The following is a 19,840-nucleotide window of genomic DNA, read 5'->3' as shown; positions in this document are numbered from 1 at the left end:
TCCAACGATCGCTCACTACCTCGACATCCGCAGCCCCCCTCGCGGCCGTCGCACATTCGCCCTCATGGCCCGCTTGCTACTCCGCGAGCCAGGACAGAGAAGGCGCCCCAGCACCATCCGCCCGCACACGGATGACATTCGCATTTTTCACGGAGGATACACATGGCCACTCCATCAGTAATGGCTCCCGGTGACCCAAAACCCGTTATAGGGCGCAAGAGCATGTACAAGGCATTCGCCGCCAGCCTGACAGGAACCGCGCTGGAGTTCTACGACTTCGCCGTCTACTCCGCCGCGGCCGCGATCGTTTTCCCGCTGATCTTCTTCCCGGCCTCGGATCCGGTCACGGGAACCCTGCTGGCCTTCTCCACCTACGCCGTAGGCTACATTTCCCGGCCCGTCGGCGGGATCATCTTCGGCAGGCTCGGGGACGAGATCGGCCGCAAGAAGATCCTGGTCATCACGCTGATGCTCATCGGCGTCGCCACGTTCCTCATCGGCCTGCTGCCCACGTACGACAACATCGGCGTCATCGCCCCCGCCATCCTGGTCTTCCTCCGCTTCGCCCAGGGCGTCGGCGTCGGCGGCGAATGGGGCGGGGCAGTGCTGCTCTCCAGCGAATTCGGTGACCCCAACCGCCGCGGATTCTGGGCCTCTGCCGCGCAGATCGGCCCGCCCGCCGGCAACCTGATGGCCAACGGCGCGCTCGCCGTCCTGACCCTGACCCTCTCGGAGCAGGCCTTCCTGGACTACGGCTGGAGGATCGCGTTCCTTATCTCGGCGCTGCTGGTGGCCTTCGGGCTCTGGATCCGGCTCAAGCTTGAGGACACCCCCATCTTCAAGGCCATGGAAGCCAGGGGAGACAAGCCCAAGGCCCCGATCCGGGAAGTCCTGACCACCCAGCGCCGGCCCCTCATCGCAGCCATGCTCAGCCGGATCGGCCCGGATGTCACCTACGCTCTGTGCACGGTCTTCACCCTCACCTACGGCATCCAGGAGCTCGGCTTCGACCGCGGCCAGGTCCTGGTGGCTGTGCTCATCGGTTCCGCCTTCCAGCTGTTCACCATGCCGCTTGCCGGGGCCATCTCGGACCGCATCAACCGCCGGCTGGTCTATGGCATCGCAGCAGTGGCCGCCGCGGTGTGGGCGTACTTGTTCTTCATCGTCCTCGAAGGACGGTCCCCGGTCATGTTGATCGTGGGAACGGTCCTGGGCCTGCTCTGCCACTCGTTTATGTACGGCCCACAGGCAGCGTTCGTGGTTGAACAGTTCTCGCCGCGTCTTCGCTCCACCGGCAGCTCGCTGGCCTACACCTTCGCGGGAATCATCGGCGGTGCCATTGCACCGTTCATGTTCACTCTGCTGCTGAGCACTTTCCACAGCTGGGTCCCGGTTGCCATGTACCTCAGCGTCGCGTGCCTGCTGACGTTGGTTGGCCTGGCCCTGGGTCGTAACTCCAATGTTGCCGAGGACGAGGAATACCTGCAGTCCCCGGTGGAACCCGCGGAAGCCGTCGCCCGATGAACCAGGCCAACGCCCTCATGGCACCCGCCGAGGCACGCTTGAAGTTCCGCAACGGCCTGGTCACCCCCACCTCCGGTTGGAGCGACGGCTACACCCAGGCGAACCTGATTGCGGTGCCGGCCGGCTACGCCGACGAATTCCTTGAGTTCTGCCGGCTCAATCCCAAGGCCTGCCCCGTCATCGACATCCTCGCGGCGGGACGGTACGAGAGCGCCCTCGCCGCGGGGTCGGACATCCGCAGTGACATCCCCGCCTACCGGGTGTGGGTGGACGGCGAACTTGCCGACGAGGTCACCGACGTGACGTCGCTCTGGCGTGATGACATGGTGGGCGTCCTCATCGGCTGCAGCTTCACCTTCGAAGCCGCGCTCGCCGGCGAGGGCATCCCGTTGCGGCACACCGAAACCGGCCGCAACGTGCCCATGTACCGCACGAACATTGAGTGCACCCCGGCGGGCCGCATCCACGGTCCGATGGTGGTCTCCATGCGCCCGATGCTGCCCGGGCTGGTCGAAACTGCCATCAGGGTGACGTCGGAAGTGCCGAAGGTCCACGGCAGCCCTATCCACGTCGGATCGCCTGAAGACCTCGGCATCGCTGACATCAACCGGCCCGACTTCGGCGACGCGGTGGACATCCGGCCAGGCGAAGTACCGGTCTTCTGGGCCTGCGGGGTAACCCCGCAGAGCGCCGTGATGGCGTCCAGGCCGTCCTTTGCCATCAGCCACGCCCCCGGGCATATGTTCATCACCGATGTTCCCGAAAGCAACTATCGGGAACCGGCAGCTCCGGAGCACCACAGGCTGTAAGGGCACCAAACGGCAAGCGGACGACGACGGGACCTCCCGCCGTCGTCCGCCTGCGTTGTGTTGGGGGCCTGCTACGGCAGCCGCGACGCTCGCAACAGCGTGGGAGTCCCTGCACTTTCGGGGTCGAGGGGCACGGGGCTGGCAAGCACCGCCGGTCCCCGGTGCAGGATGCCGCCTGAAATAACCTGGCAGCGCACCCCGCCCCGCCCGCGCATGGCCTTGTGCGCTCCGGGCGCCAGCATCTGGTCCATCCAGGCGCAAGGGTTGGCGGGCCGCCCCGCCTTCAGCCGGACCACATCCCCGCGCGATTCCAGCGCAAACTCCCCGCCCAGCAGCGGCGCCAGGTGGGCGCCTCGAAGGACCACGTTGCGCCGCGTCAGCAGCGGGTCAAACGGTCCGGCCCCCAACTCGGCGGCCATGGCCTCGAGTGCCTCGACGGCGAAAAGGGTGACAGCGGCATCCATGTGGGCGGCCTTGCCGAAGAACCTGTCACCCACGATGCCCTTGCCGGCCACCATCTCCACTTGGTCGGCGTCGGTGGTGGGAACGTCCGCCGCCCCCTCGCGTGCGCGGCCAAAGTAGGCATGCGCCGGCGACACAAGAAGGTGCTGGACCTCAACGTTGTACCTGTAGCCTGCCGTCATGCCTCAAAACTATCGTTCCTCGGAGGGCCGGCGCACTGTTTGGCCCGCACGGAGGTCAGAGCCGCAGGGAGCCGGACCGCGAAGTTCCGTCGTAACCGCCGTCCGGGGCTTTGAGCCCGTAAATGGTGCCGATGGTGGGTGCAACATCGACGGTTCTTGCAGGCTCCGAGGACACCGTCCCGGGTGCCACCAGCGGCTGCCGCCGGATATGAAGAAGGGGATGGGCTCGGTGGCGGGGTGTCCGTGGTTTCCCGGGATCGGGTTGGAAGCCACATACGGGTCGGAGAAACGCCAGCCCGCGCGGCAGTAGGCCACGAGGTCTCCGGCTTCTGCCCCCAGCCGCAGGTCCGCCGGCTTGTGGACGGACAGCACGCCCTCATGGGCACTGACTAGCTGTTCGACGGCAGCCATACCGGCCGCACGCTCTGCGTCGGGACCGGTCCAGTAGAGCAGGTCGGCCCCGCCGTTCTGGGCGATCCTGACGTTGGACTGCAGCTCCGGACGGGACTGCAGGATCAGGTCGACTGAAACCACGTTCGTGGGGATGGACCAGTCCATGGAGTGGTCGGCGAGCACCATCACCACGCTGGACTCCCACTTGCCCGTGCCTTTGAGGTGGTCGATGAAGCGGCCCACCTGCAGGTCCGTGTCCGCCAGTGCGGATTCCCGGGCGGCCCGCAGCGTGGTACCGGAAAGGTCTGAATGCCCCACGCGGTCAATGTCGCCGAGGTTCGTGAACACGAAGTCCGGGTCCGGCCCGCCCACCATCGCCAGCAGGGCGTCCATCGTGGCGGCATCGGGAGCATGGCCGGTCACCGGCAGCAGCGGCTGCGGTTCCCACCGGTAGCTGGCCCTGGCTCCGAAGATGCCGTAGAGGTACTTCTTGCTCAGCACCGAGCCGGTGGTGAGCCCGCGCTCCTGCAAGCGGTCCAGAAGGGTCGGGAAGTGCAGGTCCGTGGACCGGTCGAGGTCGCGGACCACACCCTCGGCCCTGTCGTAGATCGCGTTGGCCGGAACGCCTGAACCGTCCGGGCGCACTCCCGTCATCATCATCACGTGGTTGGGAATGGTCTCCATGACCGGGAGGGACCGTGCCGCCGGGAAGTTGGTGCCGACCGCACGCAGGCCAGCCAGCCGCGGCGTCAGCGTGGGGGTGATCTCGTCCGGGCGGCAGCCGTCCACCACGAGCACGTAGCTCCGGGTCCGTCCCGCCGCCGGTGCGGCCCACGCCGTTCCTGGTGCGGCGGAAAGAACGACGGCGGCACCGCCGGCAGCGGCGAGCTGCAGGAACTGCCGGCGGCCCGGCGTCGGACGGTTGATTGATGAACGGCTCATGCGAGACCTCCCTGGGCGGGCGTGACCTTGCCCGTTGTGGTTTGAACGTTGAAAGAAGTGGACAGCGTTGATCCGGACCCGGCGGCGGTGCGCTCGGTGAGGACGTACCAGTCCATCCGGACTCCGGCCGCCGTCACGTCCAGGACGGAGTAGCCGTGCGAGTCGAAGTCCAGGTACTTCACGTGCGGGTTGGCCGCCTTGATGGCGTTCTCGACGGCGACGGATCCGGTCCGGGGCGGAACGTTGAGGATGTCATCGAGGTTGTCGCTCGTGACGGACGTGCAGACCAGTTCCGCTGCCACCGAATCGCCGGTGGCCGGGTAGGTGGCCGGATCCGCGGGGATGTCGCAGGCCCAGCCGGAGTGGATGTCGCCGGTGAGGAAGACGGTGTCCTTCACGGCGTTATCCCGCAGGTGGCGGACCACGCGGTTGCGGTCCGCCTCGTAACCGTCCCATTGGTCCACGTTGTAGGGCACGCCGCTGATGCTCGTCCCGCCCATCAGCTTTTGCACACCGGCCAGCTCGGCGGTGCTCAGCGTCGAGGGGACGCGGACGGGCGCAATCATGACGGGGTTGCCCACGAGCTTCCACTGCGGGCCGGCGGATTTCAGGTTGCCCAGCAGCCAGTCCATCTGGGCGGCGCCGGTGATGGTGCGGGCGGGGTCGCTGACCGCACCGTCCGTTCCGTTGGCGGCCTGCTGGTCCCGGTAGGTACGCAGGTCCAGCATGGACAGGCTGGCCAGCGAACCGAAGTCGAGCCGCCGGTAAATCTGTCCGCCCGGTTCGTAGCGCACGGGCATCCATTCGGCGTAGGCCTGGTGCGCGGCGGAAAACCGTTCGCTCCAAGCCCCTTCGGCGCCTTCAGTGTGGTTCTCGGCGCCGCCCTTCCAGGCATCGTTGGCCGATTCGTGGTCATCCCAGGTGACGATAAAGGGTGCGGCAGCGTGCAGGGCCTGCAGGTCGGTGTCGGTCTTGTACTGCCCGTGGCGGCGGCGGTAGTGGGCCAGTTGGGTCATCTCGTGCGCGGGCTCGTGGGGGCGGACCACCACGTCGCGCGCCTGGTATTCGCCCGGTCCGTACTCGTAGAGGTAGTCGCCGAGGTGGAGCACGGCGTCGAGATCTCCGCGGCTGGCAAGGTGGCGGTAGGAGGAGAAATAGCCCGCCTGCCAGTTGGCGCAGGACACGACGCCGAACTTCAGCCGGTCCACCGGAGCGCCGGCCGCCGGCGCCGATCGTGTACGGCCCACCGGAGACACCGACTGACCAAGAGTGAATCGGTACCAGTAGCTCGTGCCGGGCGCAAGCCGGCCCGCGATGACCTTGACCGTGTGGTCCCGGGATGCGCCTGTATTGGCCGTCCCCCGGGCAACTACCTTCCTGAAGTCGGGATCAGCCGCGACCTCCCAGCCCACGGACACGTCCGGGCCCAACCCGCTTCCGGGTAGCGCCTCGGGCGACGGCGTGACCCGGGTCCAGAGCAGCACGCTGTCAGGCATCGGGTCACCGGAGGCAACACCGTGACCGAAGGCTCCCGCGCCGGCCGCGCTGGCAGGGACGCCAGCGGTGCCGGTCAACGCGGTGCCCGCGGCTCCTGCCGCAGCCACCACCACAGCAGAACGCAGTACTTGACGTCGAGTAAAGTTGTTCATGGTTCCAGTATTCCTACCCGCGAGTAGCGGATTAGGCTTTCCCGGCCCCTGTTTCCCAGCTGTTTGCCCACTGTTTGCCCGTTGGCCAAAGACGCAATCCGGCCGTAAATGATTGAATCCGGGTCACCCCAGCAGGTCGTCCTTGTAGCACCAGCGCCAGTCCTCACCCGGCTCGATGCTCCGCATCACCGGGTGGCCGGTGGCCTCGAAGTGCCTGGACGCGTGCGTTCCGGGGGAGGAGTCGCAGCACCCCACGTTTCCGCAGGCCAGGCACATCCTGAGGTGGACCGGCGTCGTACCTTCCCGGCGGCAGTCCCCGCAGAAGGGGTCGCGCGGGACCTCCGGTGAGTGTGCGGATTCGAGGTGGCCGCACACACCGCCCGGACGCGCGATGCCCTCCCCGCCGCCCTCCCCGGATGCGTCCGCCTCATCCAGCGAGACGTCCAGCATGGACTCCTCAACGTCCAGCCGCTCCAAAACCTCGCTGAGAACCTCGTGGGCGTACTCGCCGCCGCGCCGCAGCTCCAGCACCTTCGCCCGTTCAGCGTCCAGCATGGCAAGCCGCAGCTGGGCGTAGCGCTGGCTCGGTGTCGCGGCCTCCGACGTCGGCCGGCCCAGCCGCTCCCAGGCGGCCAGCCCGCGCTCCTGGGTGCGCCGCTTCAGCATGGCCACGACTTCCGGCGGGTCGTTGTCGGTGCGCAGTTCCTGCAGCCGCTGCACCCCGGCAGCGGTGGCCAACTGCATCAGGGATGCCTGGTTCAGGGCGTCTTCGCGCTGGTCCGGTCCCTGCACGCCGAGCAGCCGGACCAGCGCCGGCAGGGTGAAGCCCTGCAGTGTCAGGGTCCCGCCGACCACCACCATGGCCGCCAGGATCAGCACCGGACGGTGCTCGAGTTCCGCAGGCAGCACCAGCACCGCGGCCAGCGTCACCACCCCGCGCATCCCCGCCCAGGACACAATCGCCGCGAACTGCCACGGCGGTGCGGGGTCGTTCCGCCGCACGGCAGGGATCAGCCGGGGCAGGTACGTCGCCGGGAACACCCACACCGGCCGGAGCAGCAGCACTGCCAGCAGGATCATGGCGCAGCCGGCCCAGATCCGGCCGGCGCCCAGCGAATCGTCCTGGACGCCCTCGATGATGGTCCGGACCTGCAGGCCGATCAGCAGGAACACGGAGTTTTCCAGCAGGAACTGCACCGTGTTCCAGTTGCTGCGCTGGCTCAGCCGGGCGGCGCCGTTGGGCATGGACGGGGCCTTGGTCCCCATCACCAGCCCGGTGACGACGACGGCGAGCACACCGGAGGCGTGGATTGCCTCGGCCGGGAGGTACGCGATGAACGGGGCCATCAGCGACGTCGAGGTGTTGATCGCGACGTTCCGGATCCGCTTCCGGAGCTCGGTCAGCACGTAGGCGGCTGCCAGGCCCACCACCAACCCGCCGCCGGCCGCGAGCAGGAAACCGCCGGCAATCCCGGCCGCGGACACGGACCCGGCAATCGCCGCGATGGCGGCGCGGAGGCAGACCAAAGCGGTGGCGTCGTTGACCAGGGACTCGCCCTCAAGGATGGTGACGATCCGGCGGGGCATGCCCACTTTCCGGGCAATGGCGGTCGCGGCCACGGCGTCGGGCGGCGCGACGACGGCGCCGAGGGCGATCGCCGCGGCCAGCGGAATTTCCGGGAACAGCCACCACACCACGAAACCGACGGCAAGCGTTCCGAAGATGACGTAGCCCACCGAAAGCAACGCGATGGCGCGGCGGTTGGAGCCGAAGTCGAAGAGCGAGGTCCGCAGCGCGGCCGCGTACAACAACGGCGGCAGCAGCCCGACGAGGACCAGTTCCGGGTTCAGCTCAATGGCGGGGACGAAGGGGAGGAAGGAACCCGCGACGCCGGCCAGCACCAGCAGCAGGGGAACAGACACGTTGAGCTTCCGGCCCAGTGCGCTGCCAGCGCAGACAACGGCCACGAGAACCAACAGTCCCAGGGCGATCTCCATGGGGTCATTCTCTCAGGCGATAAAAGGGGCAGGACGGTGTGGCTACACTTTCCGTTCACGGCACCGACACCGTGCGGTCCTTGCGCGTTATTCCGTGGCGGGCACTCTGTTCACGCACCCTCGTTCAGCGCGTGAGCGCCTGAGCCGAAACCCGTTGAGCCGCACCAAGGAGAACCTCTGTGCTCGTGAAAACCGCTGTCACCGCCGTCGTGGCACTCTTGTCCCTGACCGGGATCGCAGCTCCGTCGGCTGCCTCCGCCCACGCGAGCGATGACCCTTCCAGCCAGCAGGCATTCAGCTTCGGTGTCATCGGCGACATCCCCTACGGCGACGCCGAGATCGCAAAGTTCCCTTCCCGCATCCAGGACATCAACGCCGACCGCGGCCTGGATTTTGTGGCCCACGTGGGCGACATCAAGAACGGGTCGTCCGTTTGTTCGGACGAGTACTTCGCGTACATCCGCTCCGAGTTCGACTCCTTCGAACATCCGCTGGTCTACACGCCCGGCGACAACGAATGGGTGGACTGCCACCGGGGGAACAACGGCGCGTACAACCCCCTGGAGCGGCTGGACAAGCTTCGGGAGGTCTTCTTCGACGCTCCGGGAAAAACCCTCGGCCGGACGATGCCCGTCACGAGCCAGGAAGCACTCGGGCTGCCGGAGAATGTCCGCTTCACTAGGAACCGTGTGGCATTTTCCGTGGTGAACGTCCAGGGCAGCAACAACTCGCTCCTGCCGTGGACCGGCATCGGTGAAACGGCAGTCACCCCCGAGCAGCAGGCCGAGGTGGACCACCGGACGAAAGCCGTCCTGGAACAGGTCAGGGACACCTTCAGTGACGCGACCCGGCGCAACGACAGGGCTGTGGTCCTCATGACGCAGGCGGACATGTTCGACCCTTCACTGCTCGACGCGGCCACCGCCAACCCGGACTCGGTCTCGGGCTTCCGCGAGATCGTCAGGACGATTACCGAGGAAACGAACCGCTTCGACGGCCCGGTCTACCTCATCAACGGCGACAGCCACGTCTACGCCGAAAACCAGCCCCTTGCCGAAGGTTCGCCCTGGCTGACGATCTACGGCCAGCAAGCTGCGGATGACCTGCAGCGCATCACCGTGGACGGCTCGGCCAACGCCACGAATTACGTGAGGTTCACCGTGGCGGCAAACAGCGCGCCCGGGCCCGGCGTCCTGTCCTGGGAAAAGGTCCCTTTCCGGCCGTAGCCCGGCGGCAAGAACAAAACAGCGGACGACGACGGCGGGAAGTCCCGCCGTCGTCGTCCGTTGTGTCGCCCTTTGACGGGGCGATAATGAAGGCCCCGGACCGGAAGGTGCCCTCATGGAAATGGCAAAGCCCACTGAGGCTGACAAAGAGCAGTTCAGGTCGCTGATGGCAGGGCTGCCGGGCATCGACATCAAACCGATGTTCGGGAACCTCGGCGCCTTCGTCAACGGAAACATGTTCGCGGGGCTTTACGGCTCCACCCTGGGCCTGAAGCTCGCTGACGCTGACCGCGACGAGGTGATGACGAGCCGGGAAACCCTGCCGTTCATCTCGGCCGAACGGCCCATGGGCGGCTATGTGGGGCTCCCGGTCCAGGGCCCGCCCGAAGAGATCGAGCCGTGGCTGGCCCGGGCACTCGCCTATGTCGCCGGGCTGCCGCCCAAAGCGCCGAAGAGTCCCAAGCCGAAAAAGTAACGAACGACGACGGCGGGACGTCCCGCCATCGCACGCTGCCCCGTGAGTCCGCGTCCCCTCAGGAAGCGCTGTCCAGGAGACGCTGTACGAGCGCGTCAAGGATGGGAAGCTGGCCTTTCACGAGCTTGCTGCGCGCCTCCGGCTCGTTGAACCAGCGGGCGTCGTCGATCTCGGGGTAGTGCTTGATGATGCCGGACCCCCTGGGCCATTCCAGCGGGAACGTGTTGCTCACGATCTGTTCGGGCCGGAAATCCCACTCGGCTGCGAACACGGTGATGACCTTGCCTGACGGCTGCCGGAAGGAGCCCAGTTCAGTGTAGTCGGCTGGCGGTGCAGGAGAGCCCATTTCCTCTGCGAACTCGCGCCGGGCCGCCGTCAGGGCGTCCTCATCCTCCGGGTATTCGCCCTTCGGGACGGACCACGCGTGCTCGTCCTTGCGGGCCCAGAAAGGTCCGCCCATGTGGGCTATCCAGACCTCCAGCCGGGCCGCGGGGTTCCACCGGTACAGCAATATGCCTGCGCTTCGAACCGTCATGGCGCCTCCTGTTCCAAGGCTAACGCCGCCGCCGCCGAGGGTGGGCTCTCGGGTAGTGTGTGGGCATGGTGCGTCGACTTGCCGACATGGGAGCAGAGGGCGTTCTGCTGGCCGGGGCAGGGCGGGCTATCCTGCTGCAGATCGCGAACCCGGCGGTGGGTCACGGGGTTGCCGAGCACAGCAATTTCGCGGATCGCCCGCTCGAACGGCTTCGCGCCACCCTCACCTACGTGTATGCCGTGGTGTACGGGACCGAGGACCAGGTGGCAGCCGTGCGCCGCAGCGTGAACCGCGCCCACGGCCCCGTCCGCCGCAAGCCCGACGCCGGCTCCGCTGGCTACAGCGCCTTCGATGCGCACGCCCAGCTCTGGGTGGTGGCAACCCTGTACGACACCGCCGTCACGGTCTACGAAAGAATCTACGGTGCGCTGGACGACGAAGCCGCAGACTTCATGTACCGGGACTACGCGAGGCTCGGCACGGCACTGCAGCTTCCCGCCGACCTGTGGCCCGCGGACCGCGAGGCGTTCGGCAGCTACTGGGAGGGGTGTCTGCAGGGGCTGGAGGCCGACGACGTGACGTCAGGGGTGGCGCGCAGCCTGCTCTATCCGCGTGATCCCCGGCTTTGGCAGCGCGTGGTCATGCCGCTGGCGCGCTTCATCACCGCAGGCCTCCTGCCGGACCAGCTTCGGCGGGGGTTCGGACTGCCCTGGAGCGAACGGCACCGCCGCTGGTTCGACCGCACCATGCGGTGGTCCTCGGTGGTCTATCCGCGGCTGCCGCGGCGGGTCCGACACTGGCCCAAGGACTACTGCCTGGGCCGGCTCGGCGCGGCATCGGAACGGGGTATCAGCGCGGAGTTCCGGCCCGCTCGAAAACCTGCTGGATGATGGTGGCCGCGGCGTCGACGGCAGGCTGGATATCGCCCTCCCCGAGCGGCCGCCAGTTCATGGTGGCAACCTCCACTGAGTCTGTTCCCCTCCGTGCGCCGAGGCGGACATACCAGCGGCCGGGATCCTTGGCATCCTGGTAGCTGAAGGCGTAGCTTGATGCGGCGTCGAGCTTCACGTCCAGGCGTCTCACTGACGTCCAGGAGAGGGCGCCCTGGCCGAAAACATTGGCCTGGATTGTGGTGCAATCAGCGACTGCGGACGTTCGGGTGTCGAAAGGGTGGGGCGGCTGGACCGCTGTGCCCGTGCTGATGGCGGTGATGCCGAGCGCGATCCCTTTGTCCTCAGTGGAGGCAATTCCCTTGGCCATGGTGGCGCCGGGTGCCAGCGATTCCCAATACTTGGCATCGTCGTACGAGCAGCTGGTCAGCGGCGGGAGCGGTGAGGAACCTGATGTCCTCGTGATCAACCCGGCTTCGGTGGGGCTCACGTAGAACTTCGTGGCCGACGGTCCCTGCACGCCGGCGAGCAGCTGGGTGAGCTCTTCCGGGGTACGGGCGCCGGCCGGATTCGGCTGCGGGGAGCTGGGCGGGTTCTTCACGGCCTCATCGATCAGGTCGCGGGCAAAGGCGGCCATGGAGTCCATGGCGCGTCCCGTCACCTCCGGATTCACCGGCCAGAGCGTGAGTGCCATGTCGATCGACAGGGTCCCGGCCAGCACCTGCATCCCGGCCATTCCGATGTCCGCTGCGCCCAGGCCCTTCGCCTTCTGCACGGTCCCGTATGCTTTCTGGCCCACAGATGGCGGGTCCACGAGCTGGACCGTATACGTCGTAGTGTAGGGGGCGCCTCCGCCGGGGGCTGGGACGGTGATAGCCCGCTCGAAGCCGGTGCACTCCGGCGTGGGTTCATCGACGCCGTTGAAGTCTGCCGCAACCAGCTTCTCGTGCGGCGCACTTCTCACCGTAAACGTGATGGTGGACGTCGGGGACTGCTCCGGGCCTAGCGGCAGGGTGCCCGCCGCAAAAGCTATTTCAGTGTCCGTCCGCCGCGGATCGCTCTCCCCAGAGCCAGGCAGCCGGAACGCAGCGCACTGCTCCGGGGTGGTGACGCTGGTGCTGGTGGGACCCTGCATCATCTCGGCCGTGCTGCGGAGTGTGCGGGTATCGATCACCACCCCCTGCAGGTTCCGTGACTGCACCACCGAGGTGGCAATGTCCACGAGCTGCTGGTCGCCATAGGCCTCTTCCGGCTGAGCGGATGCGGTTGATGATGCAGATGGCGAGGCCGGTATGCCGCTCGACGATTCGCTGCCAGGCGTCGGGCCGCCGGGCGCCGGAGAGCACCCCGCGAGGACCAGCGCCACAGCCGTGCCCGCCACCCAGCCGCGCCAGCGGCGGCGGACGGCCCTACAGCCCCGCATTGGAGAACACCCTGCCGAAGAAGGTGGCCAGCCCGTCCGCGGTGGCCTGCGCTTCGGACGGTGAGGATGCCCTGCTGGCCTCCACCGAAAGGCTCCCCCTGCGGGCGCCGGCCCGGACATGCCATTCACCCGTTCCGTCGGATAGCTGGTACACCACGGCGTAGCTTGAGTCGGCAGCAAGGGTTGTGTTCAGGTGCGTGAGCGAAGACCATTCGCGCGGGCTGCCGCCAAGGGCGATTTCCTGGATCGTCGCGCAATCGCGGAGTGCGGCGGCGCGGGTGTCAAACGGGTAGGGCGGCGCCGCCGTCGTCGGCATACTGATCACGCTGAAATCGGTGTAGTCCATCTTGCTTACACTCTGTATCTGGCCAGGGCCGAAGACCGAGCCTGCGAGGGAGCCGTAATATGCTTCATCGCTGAAGGTACAGGGCCCCGCAGGTCCCTGCGGCGACGGGGCGGCACTGAAGCCGGGCACCTGGCCGAGGACTGAAGCGCCGGGCATGGTCACCGGACCGCCGTCCGGGCCGGTGACGCCCTTGAGGAGTGCTACGACATCGTCAGCCGAACGTGAGTTGGGCGGTACCGGGGCCACTGTTGGAGGCTTCTTCACGGCCTGGTCGATGAGCTCCTTCGCCAGGCCGGCCATGGAGTCGAGGGCCGGTTTGGCGGCGGATTCGGAGTCGAGCGCGGCCACCGAGAGGTTCAGGTGGATGGAAAGTGTCCCTGCAAGGACCCGCATCCCGACCGTTCCGACATTCCCCTGCGCCATCGGCTTCGTCTGCATCAAGCCGTATTGTCTCTCCCCGACCGGCGCCTCCCCCACCAGGGGAGCGGCCAGCAGCCGGAGTGTGTACGTTGAGGTCTGGCCGGACTCCGTTGCTGCAACGTCAAACTGGGTGCAGCGGGATGCCAGATCGTCGGTGTAGCCGAAATCGGCCTTGGCTATCGCATCCTTTTCCGCGCTGCGGAGCGTGAACATGATGGTGGTGGTGGGCCCCGACTGCCCGCCGATTGGCATGACACCGTCGGCAAAATTGACGCTCTTGTCCGCCCACCGAACGAAGGGGTTTTGAGGGGCGAAGGCGATACATTCGCTGGGGGTTGTCTCGGTGCCGACCTCGGGGAAGGTGCCGCTGGAGGCTCCGCTTCGCTGGCGTGCGGGGTCCTGGGCCGGGGGGAACTGCACGTTCCGGTTCTGCGCGACTCCGTTGATGATTGCCGCGAGCTCCTGGTCCGTGAAGACCGCTTCCGGAAAGCCGGTTGCTGCCGGGCTGCTTGATGGGGACGCAGGGGGCGTAGCACCGGGCGTCCCGCCTCCGGATGAGCACCCCGCCAGAGCGAGCACGGTCACCACGGCGCAGGCGATCCGGCGACCGACCGCCCTGGGCGCACCGCCGGTTTCGGTTCCACGAACGGACACCATCTGCCTCCCTTGCCAGAAGCCAAGGCTATGATTCACGGGGCATACCCAATAGGGTATTTGGACCCCAGGGCTGGTCCGCGCGTAGTCCGTGTTGCCGGTGCGCGTGTGCGGCTGCAAATTCGGGTGGCAGCCACTCGTGACGGGCCGTACGAGGATCCCTAGAATGCAGTCACCGGCAGGTGCCGGCAAACCCGGACCGTGGAGGGCAGCAGGCAACGGGCATGACCCGCCCAGCAGGACTTCCTGCTCCTGCCGCAGCTAAGCGGTTCTCTCATTCGGAAGGAAGCTCGTCATGGGAATTCTCGGTTTTCTCCTGCTCGGCTTGATCGCGGGAGCTATCGCAAAGGCCATACTTCCCGGCAGGCAGGGCGGTGGCTGGGTAGTCACGATGGTTCTGGGTGTGGTCGGCGCCATCCTCGGCGGATGGATCGGCTCGCTGGTCTTCGGCGGCGGCCTCGCTGAATTCTTCGATCTCAGGACCTGGCTGCTGGCTATTCTGGGCGCGGTGATTGTGCTGGGCATCTACGGCGCCGTGACGCGCCGAAGCAGGGCCTGACCGCGCGGTCCGCGAGGCCGCACACCGCAGCAGACCGAGACAGACGACGGCGGCTCCTCCCCGCCGTCGTCCCCTCACTGGCGCCTGCCGCAGGGGAACTACGCCTCCAGGTAACCGCCGCTGGCCCAGCGGCGCAGGGCCGCCTTCTCGGCGTCGTCGAACTCCATCAGCGCCACTCGGCAGAGCTCCTCCACGTTCTCCGTCCAGGCCGCCGCCAGCCCCTCCGAGGTCGCGTTTTCAGTCAGCTGGTAATTGACGTAGCCCAGGCCCTGGATCACAAAGTTCACCGCACCGCGGGACACCGGCTGGCCTGCGGTGACGCAGTCGTCCCGGACGAGCCGGGAGAGTTCGTTGCGGTTGACCGGCTGTTCGCGAAGCCGGGCTGCCAATGCCTGGAAAAGCTGCCGGAACTGCGCCTCGGAGAGCGCGGGAACGTCCGTCACCCTGGTGACCCGTTCGTCGATGCCGGGCTCGACGTCGGCATCCGCGGGCAGGTCATCGCTGGAAAACCTCTGCGCGTCCCAGACCCAGCCGCCCCGTGAGGGCGAGTATTCAATGCCGTTGCCGATCTGCGCCACCCAGGTCCCGAATTTTCCGTACCCGCCCCAGTCTGTTTTCAGGGAAGGGTCCGCCGTGAGGGCCCGGTGGGCCACCATCGCACCGACAACCGGACCCGGGGCAGCCCGAACGAAGTCGCATACCTCGCGGACCGCGGCCGAAGCCGTCTTCGACTTTGCCTTGGGTTTCACCTTGGCAGCCTGCTGTGCCTGCGGCGGCTGAACAGAGGCCACGGCGTGGATGGGCTCGGCGGTGGTGCCGTTGAGGATGGCAACGAAGTCGTGGGACTCCACCACGCTGTCCGCCATCTCGCGGTAGGCAAAGGCCACGGCGCCGGCGGCGATGACCGTGGTCATCTTGTCAGCCGCCCGAAAGCGCTGGATGAGGGACGTGAAGTCAGCATCCGCCGAGGCGATGAAGAACTCGTCAATGCCTGCGCTGCCGGACAGTGCGTCCATCGCATCCAGCACCAGGTTGATGTCGGTGCTGGATTTCCCGCGCTGGGTCAGCGACGGGCAGTCGATCACACGGAAGCCCGCGCGGGTCCAGTACGTCCGGTACTTCGAATAGACCACGGGGTTCAGGTAGCAGTTTCGGATCAGGAAGCGGCGGGAGCTTTCGGCTGAGCCGCCGGCGGACAAGGCATCCGCCCAGTGTTTTGGATCCTCGGCGAACCGCTTCGCGGCCAGGGGATCGAGGGCCAGCAAGCCGGTGTACACGTTGTCGAAGTCGACAAACATGGCCGCCCGGATTCCGGGTCGTCGGGCGGGGGAGTGCGACTCTTTCATCTGCCCAGTGTGCCAGCACGCCGGGGTGGCTGCAGCCGCTCTTTTCACGACACGCTCAGGCAGGGGGCCGGCCGGCGCATAGCAGCCGCCCAAGAATCCCGGGGGTCTGTGCCACAGCTGCGGCTTCACGGGCTTCCGACGGCTCCCCGTAGCCCCATGAGACAAAAATCGTAGGAATCCGGTGTGCCGCCGCGCCGGCAACGTCGTAGCTCCGGTCGCCCACCATAACCGGACTGGAGATGTCCACGCCCTGTGCCTTAAGCCGCGCCAGCGATTCGGCAATCACATCCTCCTTGGAGGCCCTTCCGGCCGCGTCGGAGGCACCGCAGACGTCGGCGAAGTGGCGGTCGATCCCAAAAGCGCGGGCCATCCGGACCGCCTGATCCTCCACTTTGGACGTTGCCACCGCCATCGGACACTGCAACGAATCCAGCTGAGCCAACAGGTTGTCGATGCCGCCAAAAAGGCTGGATTGCCGAGCCCCTGTTTCGGCGTAGGCTGCGCGGTAGTGCCGGAGCGCGTCCCGGGCTGTTGCTTCGTCCAGGCCTGCGCTGTGCCTGAACGACTCGTACATGGGCGGTCCAACATACTTGAGCAGTTCCCCGGGTGGAGGGACAGGGGCATTGACCGCCTCGAGCGCCCGGGCAGCGCTGTCCATCACCCCCGGCGCGGAGTCCAGAAGCGTCCCGTCCATGTCGAACAGAATGCAGGTGATGGCGGCGGGTGCCTGATTGTCCCGGCGTGGACGTATCATTTCTGCGGAGCCTTTCTGGCTACGGCATCGGCCTACGCTGTCCAGGGGACAAGGGCGAACCGATGATTGCGGCGGAGGGTAGGGATGGACGGGGCGGGTTTGGATCACATCGACCAGAAGATCCTTGCGGAACTCACAAAGAACGCCCGGGTGTCCCATGCCGAACTGGCCGGCAGGGTGCTTTTGTCCCGGAACGCCGTGCGGCAGCGTGTTGACCGCCTGGAGCGGCAGGGCTACATCCAGGGCTACACGATTGTGGCGGGCAGCGTGGGCCAGAGCATGGTTTCCGCTTTCCTCATGATTTACCGCAAGGACCGCATGCGCGGTGCCGACGTCCTGGCAGCATTGCGGACCATTCCCGAAGTGGTCCTCTGCGATGTCCTGAGCGGTGACTTTGACCTGCTGGTGAGGCTTGAAGCGCGCTCGCTGGACAGGGTCCAGGAGATCTGGGAGCAGATCGCGGCCCTCCCCGGCGTGGGCGACACCGTGACCGCGCTGACCCTGTCCAACGTCATCCGCCGGCAGGGAACCGACGGGCACGGGACAGACGTGCCCGGGACAGACGGGCCGTAGGCCTGCTGCCTCGTTAGTTTCTGATGCAGACCACCTTGGGCTGCGTCATTTCCTCGTAGGCGAACCGGACTCCTTCGCGGCCCATGCTGCCGTATTTTGACCCGCCGAACGGCATGCCGTCGAACCTGTAATCTGAGGAGTCATTGATCATGACGCCGCCCGCGTCCAGATCACGTGCCGCACCCATGGCCGACGCGAGCGACCTGGTGAAGAGGCCTGCGTGCAGGCTGAACTCGATGGAGTTCGCCAGTTCGATGGCTTCGTTGTAGGTGCTGAACACCTTGAGCATGACCACCGGTCCGAAGACTTCCTCCTGCCAGAGGCGGCATTCCTCCGGAACGGACTCCAGGACCGTCGGCAGCAGCACATTTCCCTCCGCCCGGTTGCCTGCCAGGACCGTTGCACCGGCATCAACGGCCCCGCTGATCTTGAGCTGGACCTCCCGCACCGCACCGGGCGTAATCATGGGGCCAACGTCGGTCCGTTCCTCGGCGGGGTCACCGGTTACCAGCGCCTGGGTGGCAGCCAGGAACTTCCCACGGAATTCGCTGTAGACGGAGTGGTGGACCAGGATCCTCTGCACTCCCACGCAGTTCTGCCCCGCAGCCCAGAACGCGCCGGACACACAGGAATCCACTGCATGGTCCACGTCCGCATCATCCAGGACGATCACCGGTGCGTTGCCGCCCAGGTCCATGGCGAGCTTCTTTAGCCCGGCCGTGCGGGCGATTGCCTCACCGGTGGCGAAGCCGCCGGTAAAGGAAACCATCCGCACGTCCCGGGTCCTGATGATGGCAGCCGCAACATCCCTCCCGCCGTGGACCACCGTCAGGGCCTCCGGCGGCAGGCCGGCGTCGTACAGGGCGTCGGCCAGAAGCTGTGCGGACAGCGGCGTGAGGGCTGACGGCTTGAGCACGACGGCGTTGCCCCCTGCGATCGCCGGGCCCACCTTGTGGGCCACAAGGTTGAGGGGATCGTTGAACGGCGTGATGGCCGCAATGATCCCTAGCGGCTCGCGCGTGAACCAGCCGGTCCGGTCCTCTGATCCGGCATAGGAATCGAAGGGTATGACCTCGCCGGCACCGCGCGTAGCCTCCTCCGCGGATAGCCGGAGGGTGTTGACGGCCCGGTGCACCTCCTTGCGCGCCTGGCGGATGGTCTTTCCCGCCTCCGCCACGATGGTCTGTGCGAAGACCTCGCTCCTGCGTTCGATGTCGGAAGCGGCCGTGGACAGGATGGCAGCGCGTGCATGGCGGGACAGGGACTTTGCCGCCGCGGCGCCCGAGCGTGCCGCGGCCATCAGTTCTTCAACGGCGCTGACGTCGGTGATGGCGACGCATCCGACAATCCTGCCGTCGTAGGGACTGGTCACCTCGTGGAGCCGTGGAGCGCGGACAACCTGCATCATGGTGGCCTCAGACATGTGCCAGTCCTTCCGCCATCTTGTGGATGGCCACGATGTCGGAGAGCAGCGCGTAGGCCGTCTCGATGCGTCCGGCGCCGGGACCGGAAACCGTCACGGGGCCCAGCAGGTCGGTGTCGAACGAAACCGCGTTCGTGGCGCCCGAGATGCCGGCAAGGCTGTGCTCCACTTCAACGGCGCGCGGAGCAACGCCCGCCACGATGCCGCCGTCGGGAGTCCGCCTGGCGGATCCAATCAGCTTCCAGCGCCGGCCGGCCGAAGCGGCTGCCCGGATATCCTCCGGCGTCAGGGCCGAGATTCCCTCCCGGTGGACGTCCGTCAGCTGCAGGTTCCCGCCAAGCAGTTCGTTGGCGAGGATCAGCACCTTCAGTTGCACGTCGAATCCTTCGAGGTCAGCGGCGGGATTCGCCTCGGCGTAACCCAGTTCCTGGGCCTCCCGGACAGCCTCGCCAAGTTCAAGACCCGCTTCCATGCGCCCCAGGACGTAGTTGCTGGTGCCGTTCATGATCCCTTCGAAGCCGTTGAGCTGCAGCCCGCCGAACATCTGCTTGGCAAGCCGGATCACCGGAGTGCCGCTCATGACGGCACCTTCAAACTCGAAGCGGACACCCTGCCGTTCCGCCAGGGCTGCCAGCTCCCGGCCGCGTAGCGCCACGGGTCCCTTGTTGGTTGTGCAGACGCTCTTGCCGGACTCCAGCGCCCAGCGGACGTGGGACACCGCCGGCTCGCCGTCCTCGGGATTGGTGAAGGTGGCCTCGCAGATGATGTCCGCCGGGCAGTTGCGGATCACGCCCTCGTTATCCGGCTCCGCGGAACCGCCGTGCCGGGCAAAGGTTTCGCCGTCGCCGCCCAGCGCCAGGGCCATGGACAAGTCGATGCCGCCGGCGTCCACGAGGGACCCGAGGCGCAGATCCGTGATGGCAACTACACGCAGGCCGAAGCCCACCTCGGCGCGGAGTGCTTCACCGCGGGCGGCGATCAGCTCAGCGAGGCTGCGGTTCACTCCGCCGAAGCCAATCAGTGCAAGGTCGTAGGTGGTCATGCCGTGTCCTTCTCTCGGAATTGCTTGGTGCTTCCATGCTCAGGGCGCTCCGTGTCCGTCCCGCCATGTGATTCCGCCCAAAGGACTGCGCAAAGTGACCAAGGATGACGCCATACGTACCGCCTGCCCTTAATATTCGTGCAATATATGCATCTAAGAATGTTTTTAAAGATCAAAAAGGCGTTTTGGTGTTACTTTCATCACGGTGGTTGGGT

The 19,840-nt window shown here is 66.8% G+C and carries 18 protein-coding genes; 7 read left to right on the top strand and 11 right to left on the bottom strand.

Annotation, left to right across the window (positions count from 1 at the left end; translation table 11 throughout):
* Positions 1-162 precede the first annotated feature (162 nt).
* Both TV39_RS17985 and TV39_RS17980 read left to right on the top strand, forming a co-directional pair.
* On the top strand, positions 163-1,524 hold the full coding sequence (locus TV39_RS17985) for an MFS transporter (protein ID WP_043484243.1): 1,362 nt from the start codon (positions 163-165) through the stop codon (positions 1,522-1,524).
* Positions 1,521-2,333: a putative hydro-lyase gene (locus tag TV39_RS17980; protein WP_043484241.1), complete on the top strand. Its 813-nt coding sequence runs from the start codon at positions 1,521-1,523 to the stop codon at positions 2,331-2,333. Before TV39_RS17985 ends, TV39_RS17980 begins: the two co-directional genes overlap by 4 nt.
* Before the next feature lie 71 nt (positions 2,334-2,404).
* Here the strand turns inward: TV39_RS17980 and TV39_RS17975 are convergent, their stop codons facing one another.
* From TV39_RS17975 to TV39_RS17960, 4 genes are all read right to left on the bottom strand, one after another.
* The gene (locus TV39_RS17975; RefSeq protein ID WP_043484239.1) at positions 2,405-2,977 is read right to left on the bottom strand and encodes an MOSC domain-containing protein; all 573 of its coding nucleotides are present in this window, start codon (positions 2,975-2,977) and stop codon (positions 2,405-2,407) included.
* A gap of 9 nt (positions 2,978-2,986) precedes the next feature.
* Positions 2,987-4,312, bottom strand: coding sequence for an alkaline phosphatase family protein (locus TV39_RS17970; protein WP_235347440.1), 1,326 nt, complete (start codon positions 4,310-4,312; stop codon positions 2,987-2,989).
* Positions 4,309-5,961: an alkaline phosphatase D family protein gene (locus TV39_RS17965; protein WP_043484236.1), complete on the bottom strand. Its 1,653-nt coding sequence runs from the start codon at positions 5,959-5,961 to the stop codon at positions 4,309-4,311. Before TV39_RS17965 ends, TV39_RS17970 begins: the two co-directional genes overlap by 4 nt.
* Positions 5,962-6,084: 123 nt before the next feature.
* Positions 6,085-7,959: a Na+/H+ antiporter gene (locus TV39_RS17960; RefSeq protein WP_043484234.1), complete on the bottom strand. Its 1,875-nt coding sequence runs from the start codon at positions 7,957-7,959 to the stop codon at positions 6,085-6,087.
* 179 nt (positions 7,960-8,138) lie between these two features.
* Here TV39_RS17960 and TV39_RS17955 point away from each other — a divergent pair, with 179 nt between their 5' ends.
* The gene (locus TV39_RS17955; protein WP_043484232.1) at positions 8,139-9,185 is read left to right on the top strand and encodes a metallophosphoesterase; all 1,047 of its coding nucleotides are present in this window, start codon (positions 8,139-8,141) and stop codon (positions 9,183-9,185) included.
* Between the two features lie 115 nt (positions 9,186-9,300).
* Positions 9,301-9,660 carry a TfoX/Sxy family protein gene (locus TV39_RS17950; RefSeq protein ID WP_043484229.1) on the top strand — a complete coding sequence of 120 codons (360 nt, stop codon included), beginning with the start codon at positions 9,301-9,303 and terminating at the stop codon, positions 9,658-9,660.
* A gap of 58 nt (positions 9,661-9,718) precedes the next feature.
* Here TV39_RS17950 and TV39_RS17945 read toward each other — a convergent pair whose 3' ends face one another.
* Complete coding sequence (locus TV39_RS17945) at positions 9,719-10,195, bottom strand: NUDIX domain-containing protein (protein WP_043484227.1); 477 nt, start codon at positions 10,193-10,195, stop codon at positions 9,719-9,721.
* Between the two features lie 65 nt (positions 10,196-10,260).
* Between TV39_RS17945 and TV39_RS17940 the strand changes: the two genes are divergently transcribed.
* Positions 10,261-11,085 (top strand): oxygenase MpaB family protein, encoded by an 825-nt coding sequence (locus TV39_RS17940; protein ID WP_043484225.1) that lies wholly within the window; start codon positions 10,261-10,263, stop codon positions 11,083-11,085.
* Here TV39_RS17940 and TV39_RS17935 read toward each other — a convergent pair.
* Together TV39_RS17935 and TV39_RS17930 are read right to left on the bottom strand one after the other, a co-directional pair.
* Positions 11,045-12,508, bottom strand: coding sequence for a hypothetical protein (locus tag TV39_RS17935; protein WP_144406462.1), 1,464 nt, complete (start codon positions 12,506-12,508; stop codon positions 11,045-11,047). The genes TV39_RS17940 and TV39_RS17935 overlap by 41 nt on opposite strands.
* Entirely contained in the window at positions 12,495-13,931 is a 1,437-nt protein-coding gene (locus TV39_RS17930; protein ID WP_144406461.1) for a hypothetical protein, read from the bottom strand. The genes TV39_RS17935 and TV39_RS17930 overlap by 14 nt, the downstream gene beginning before the upstream one ends.
* 292 nt (positions 13,932-14,223) lie before the next feature.
* Here TV39_RS17930 and TV39_RS17925 point away from each other — a divergent pair, with 292 nt between their 5' ends.
* Entirely contained in the window at positions 14,224-14,487 is a 264-nt protein-coding gene (locus TV39_RS17925) for a GlsB/YeaQ/YmgE family stress response membrane protein (protein ID WP_043484223.1), read from the top strand.
* Positions 14,488-14,585: 98 nt separating this feature from the next.
* On the opposite strand, the gene TV39_RS17920 is transcribed toward TV39_RS17925, so the two are convergent.
* Positions 14,586-15,833, bottom strand: a complete 1,248-nt coding sequence (locus TV39_RS17920; RefSeq protein WP_043484222.1) for an NYN domain-containing protein — start codon at positions 15,831-15,833, stop codon at positions 14,586-14,588.
* A 55-nt stretch (positions 15,834-15,888) separates the two neighbouring features.
* Positions 15,889-16,587: an HAD hydrolase-like protein gene (locus TV39_RS17915; protein WP_043484221.1), complete on the bottom strand. Its 699-nt coding sequence runs from the start codon at positions 16,585-16,587 to the stop codon at positions 15,889-15,891.
* Between the two features lie 84 nt (positions 16,588-16,671).
* Between TV39_RS17915 and TV39_RS17910 the strand changes: the two genes are divergently transcribed.
* Positions 16,672-17,160 (top strand): Lrp/AsnC family transcriptional regulator, encoded by a 489-nt coding sequence (locus TV39_RS17910; RefSeq protein ID WP_043484220.1) that lies wholly within the window; start codon positions 16,672-16,674, stop codon positions 17,158-17,160.
* 13 nt (positions 17,161-17,173) lie between these two features.
* On the opposite strand, the gene TV39_RS17905 is transcribed toward TV39_RS17910, so the two are convergent.
* Together TV39_RS17905 and TV39_RS17900 are read right to left on the bottom strand one after the other, a co-directional pair.
* Complete coding sequence (locus TV39_RS17905) at positions 17,174-18,583, bottom strand: aldehyde dehydrogenase family protein (RefSeq protein ID WP_235347439.1); 1,410 nt, start codon at positions 18,581-18,583, stop codon at positions 17,174-17,176.
* On the bottom strand, positions 18,576-19,625 hold the full coding sequence (locus TV39_RS17900; RefSeq protein ID WP_043484219.1) for a homoserine dehydrogenase: 1,050 nt from the start codon (positions 19,623-19,625) through the stop codon (positions 18,576-18,578). Before TV39_RS17900 ends, TV39_RS17905 begins: the two co-directional genes overlap by 8 nt.
* Positions 19,626-19,840 lie beyond the last annotated feature (215 nt).

The organism is Arthrobacter sp. SPG23, assembly GCF_000876655.1.
Classification (GTDB): domain Bacteria; phylum Actinomycetota; class Actinomycetes; order Actinomycetales; family Micrococcaceae; genus Arthrobacter.
This window is presented reverse-complemented; position numbering and strand designations above follow the sequence as displayed.

Bases quoted from the DNA above. Each gene is read 5' to 3' on its own strand.
- TV39_RS17965 (WP_043484236.1), bottom strand. From the start codon at position 5,961: ATGAACAACTTTACTCGACGTCAAGTACTGCGTTCTGCTGTGGTGGTG.
- TV39_RS17900 (WP_043484219.1), bottom strand. From the start codon at position 19,625: ATGACCACCTACGACCTTGCACTGATTGGCTTCGGCGGAGTGAACCGC.
- TV39_RS17925 (WP_043484223.1), top strand. From the start codon at position 14,224: ATGGGAATTCTCGGTTTTCTCCTGCTCGGCTTGATCGCGGGAGCTATC.
- TV39_RS17920 (WP_043484222.1), bottom strand. From the start codon at position 15,833: ATGAAAGAGTCGCACTCCCCCGCCCGACGACCCGGAATCCGGGCGGCC.
- TV39_RS17960 (WP_043484234.1), bottom strand. From the start codon at position 7,959: ATGGAGATCGCCCTGGGACTGTTGGTTCTCGTGGCCGTTGTCTGCGCT.
- TV39_RS17970 (WP_235347440.1), bottom strand. From the start codon at position 4,312: ATGAGCCGTTCATCAATCAACCGTCCGACGCCGGGCCGCCGGCAGTTC.
- TV39_RS17940 (WP_043484225.1), top strand. From the start codon at position 10,261: ATGGTGCGTCGACTTGCCGACATGGGAGCAGAGGGCGTTCTGCTGGCC.
- TV39_RS17935 (WP_144406462.1), bottom strand. From the start codon at position 12,508: ATGCGGGGCTGTAGGGCCGTCCGCCGCCGCTGGCGCGGCTGGGTGGCG.
- TV39_RS17910 (WP_043484220.1), top strand. From the start codon at position 16,672: ATGGACGGGGCGGGTTTGGATCACATCGACCAGAAGATCCTTGCGGAA.
- TV39_RS17915 (WP_043484221.1), bottom strand. From the start codon at position 16,587: ATGATACGTCCACGCCGGGACAATCAGGCACCCGCCGCCATCACCTGC.
- TV39_RS17985 (WP_043484243.1), top strand. From the start codon at position 163: ATGGCCACTCCATCAGTAATGGCTCCCGGTGACCCAAAACCCGTTATA.
- TV39_RS17980 (WP_043484241.1), top strand. From the start codon at position 1,521: ATGAACCAGGCCAACGCCCTCATGGCACCCGCCGAGGCACGCTTGAAG.
- TV39_RS17945 (WP_043484227.1), bottom strand. From the start codon at position 10,195: ATGACGGTTCGAAGCGCAGGCATATTGCTGTACCGGTGGAACCCCGCG.
- TV39_RS17930 (WP_144406461.1), bottom strand. From the start codon at position 13,931: ATGGTGTCCGTTCGTGGAACCGAAACCGGCGGTGCGCCCAGGGCGGTC.
- TV39_RS17950 (WP_043484229.1), top strand. From the start codon at position 9,301: ATGGAAATGGCAAAGCCCACTGAGGCTGACAAAGAGCAGTTCAGGTCG.
- TV39_RS17905 (WP_235347439.1), bottom strand. From the start codon at position 18,583: ATGTCTGAGGCCACCATGATGCAGGTTGTCCGCGCTCCACGGCTCCAC.
- TV39_RS17975 (WP_043484239.1), bottom strand. From the start codon at position 2,977: ATGACGGCAGGCTACAGGTACAACGTTGAGGTCCAGCACCTTCTTGTG.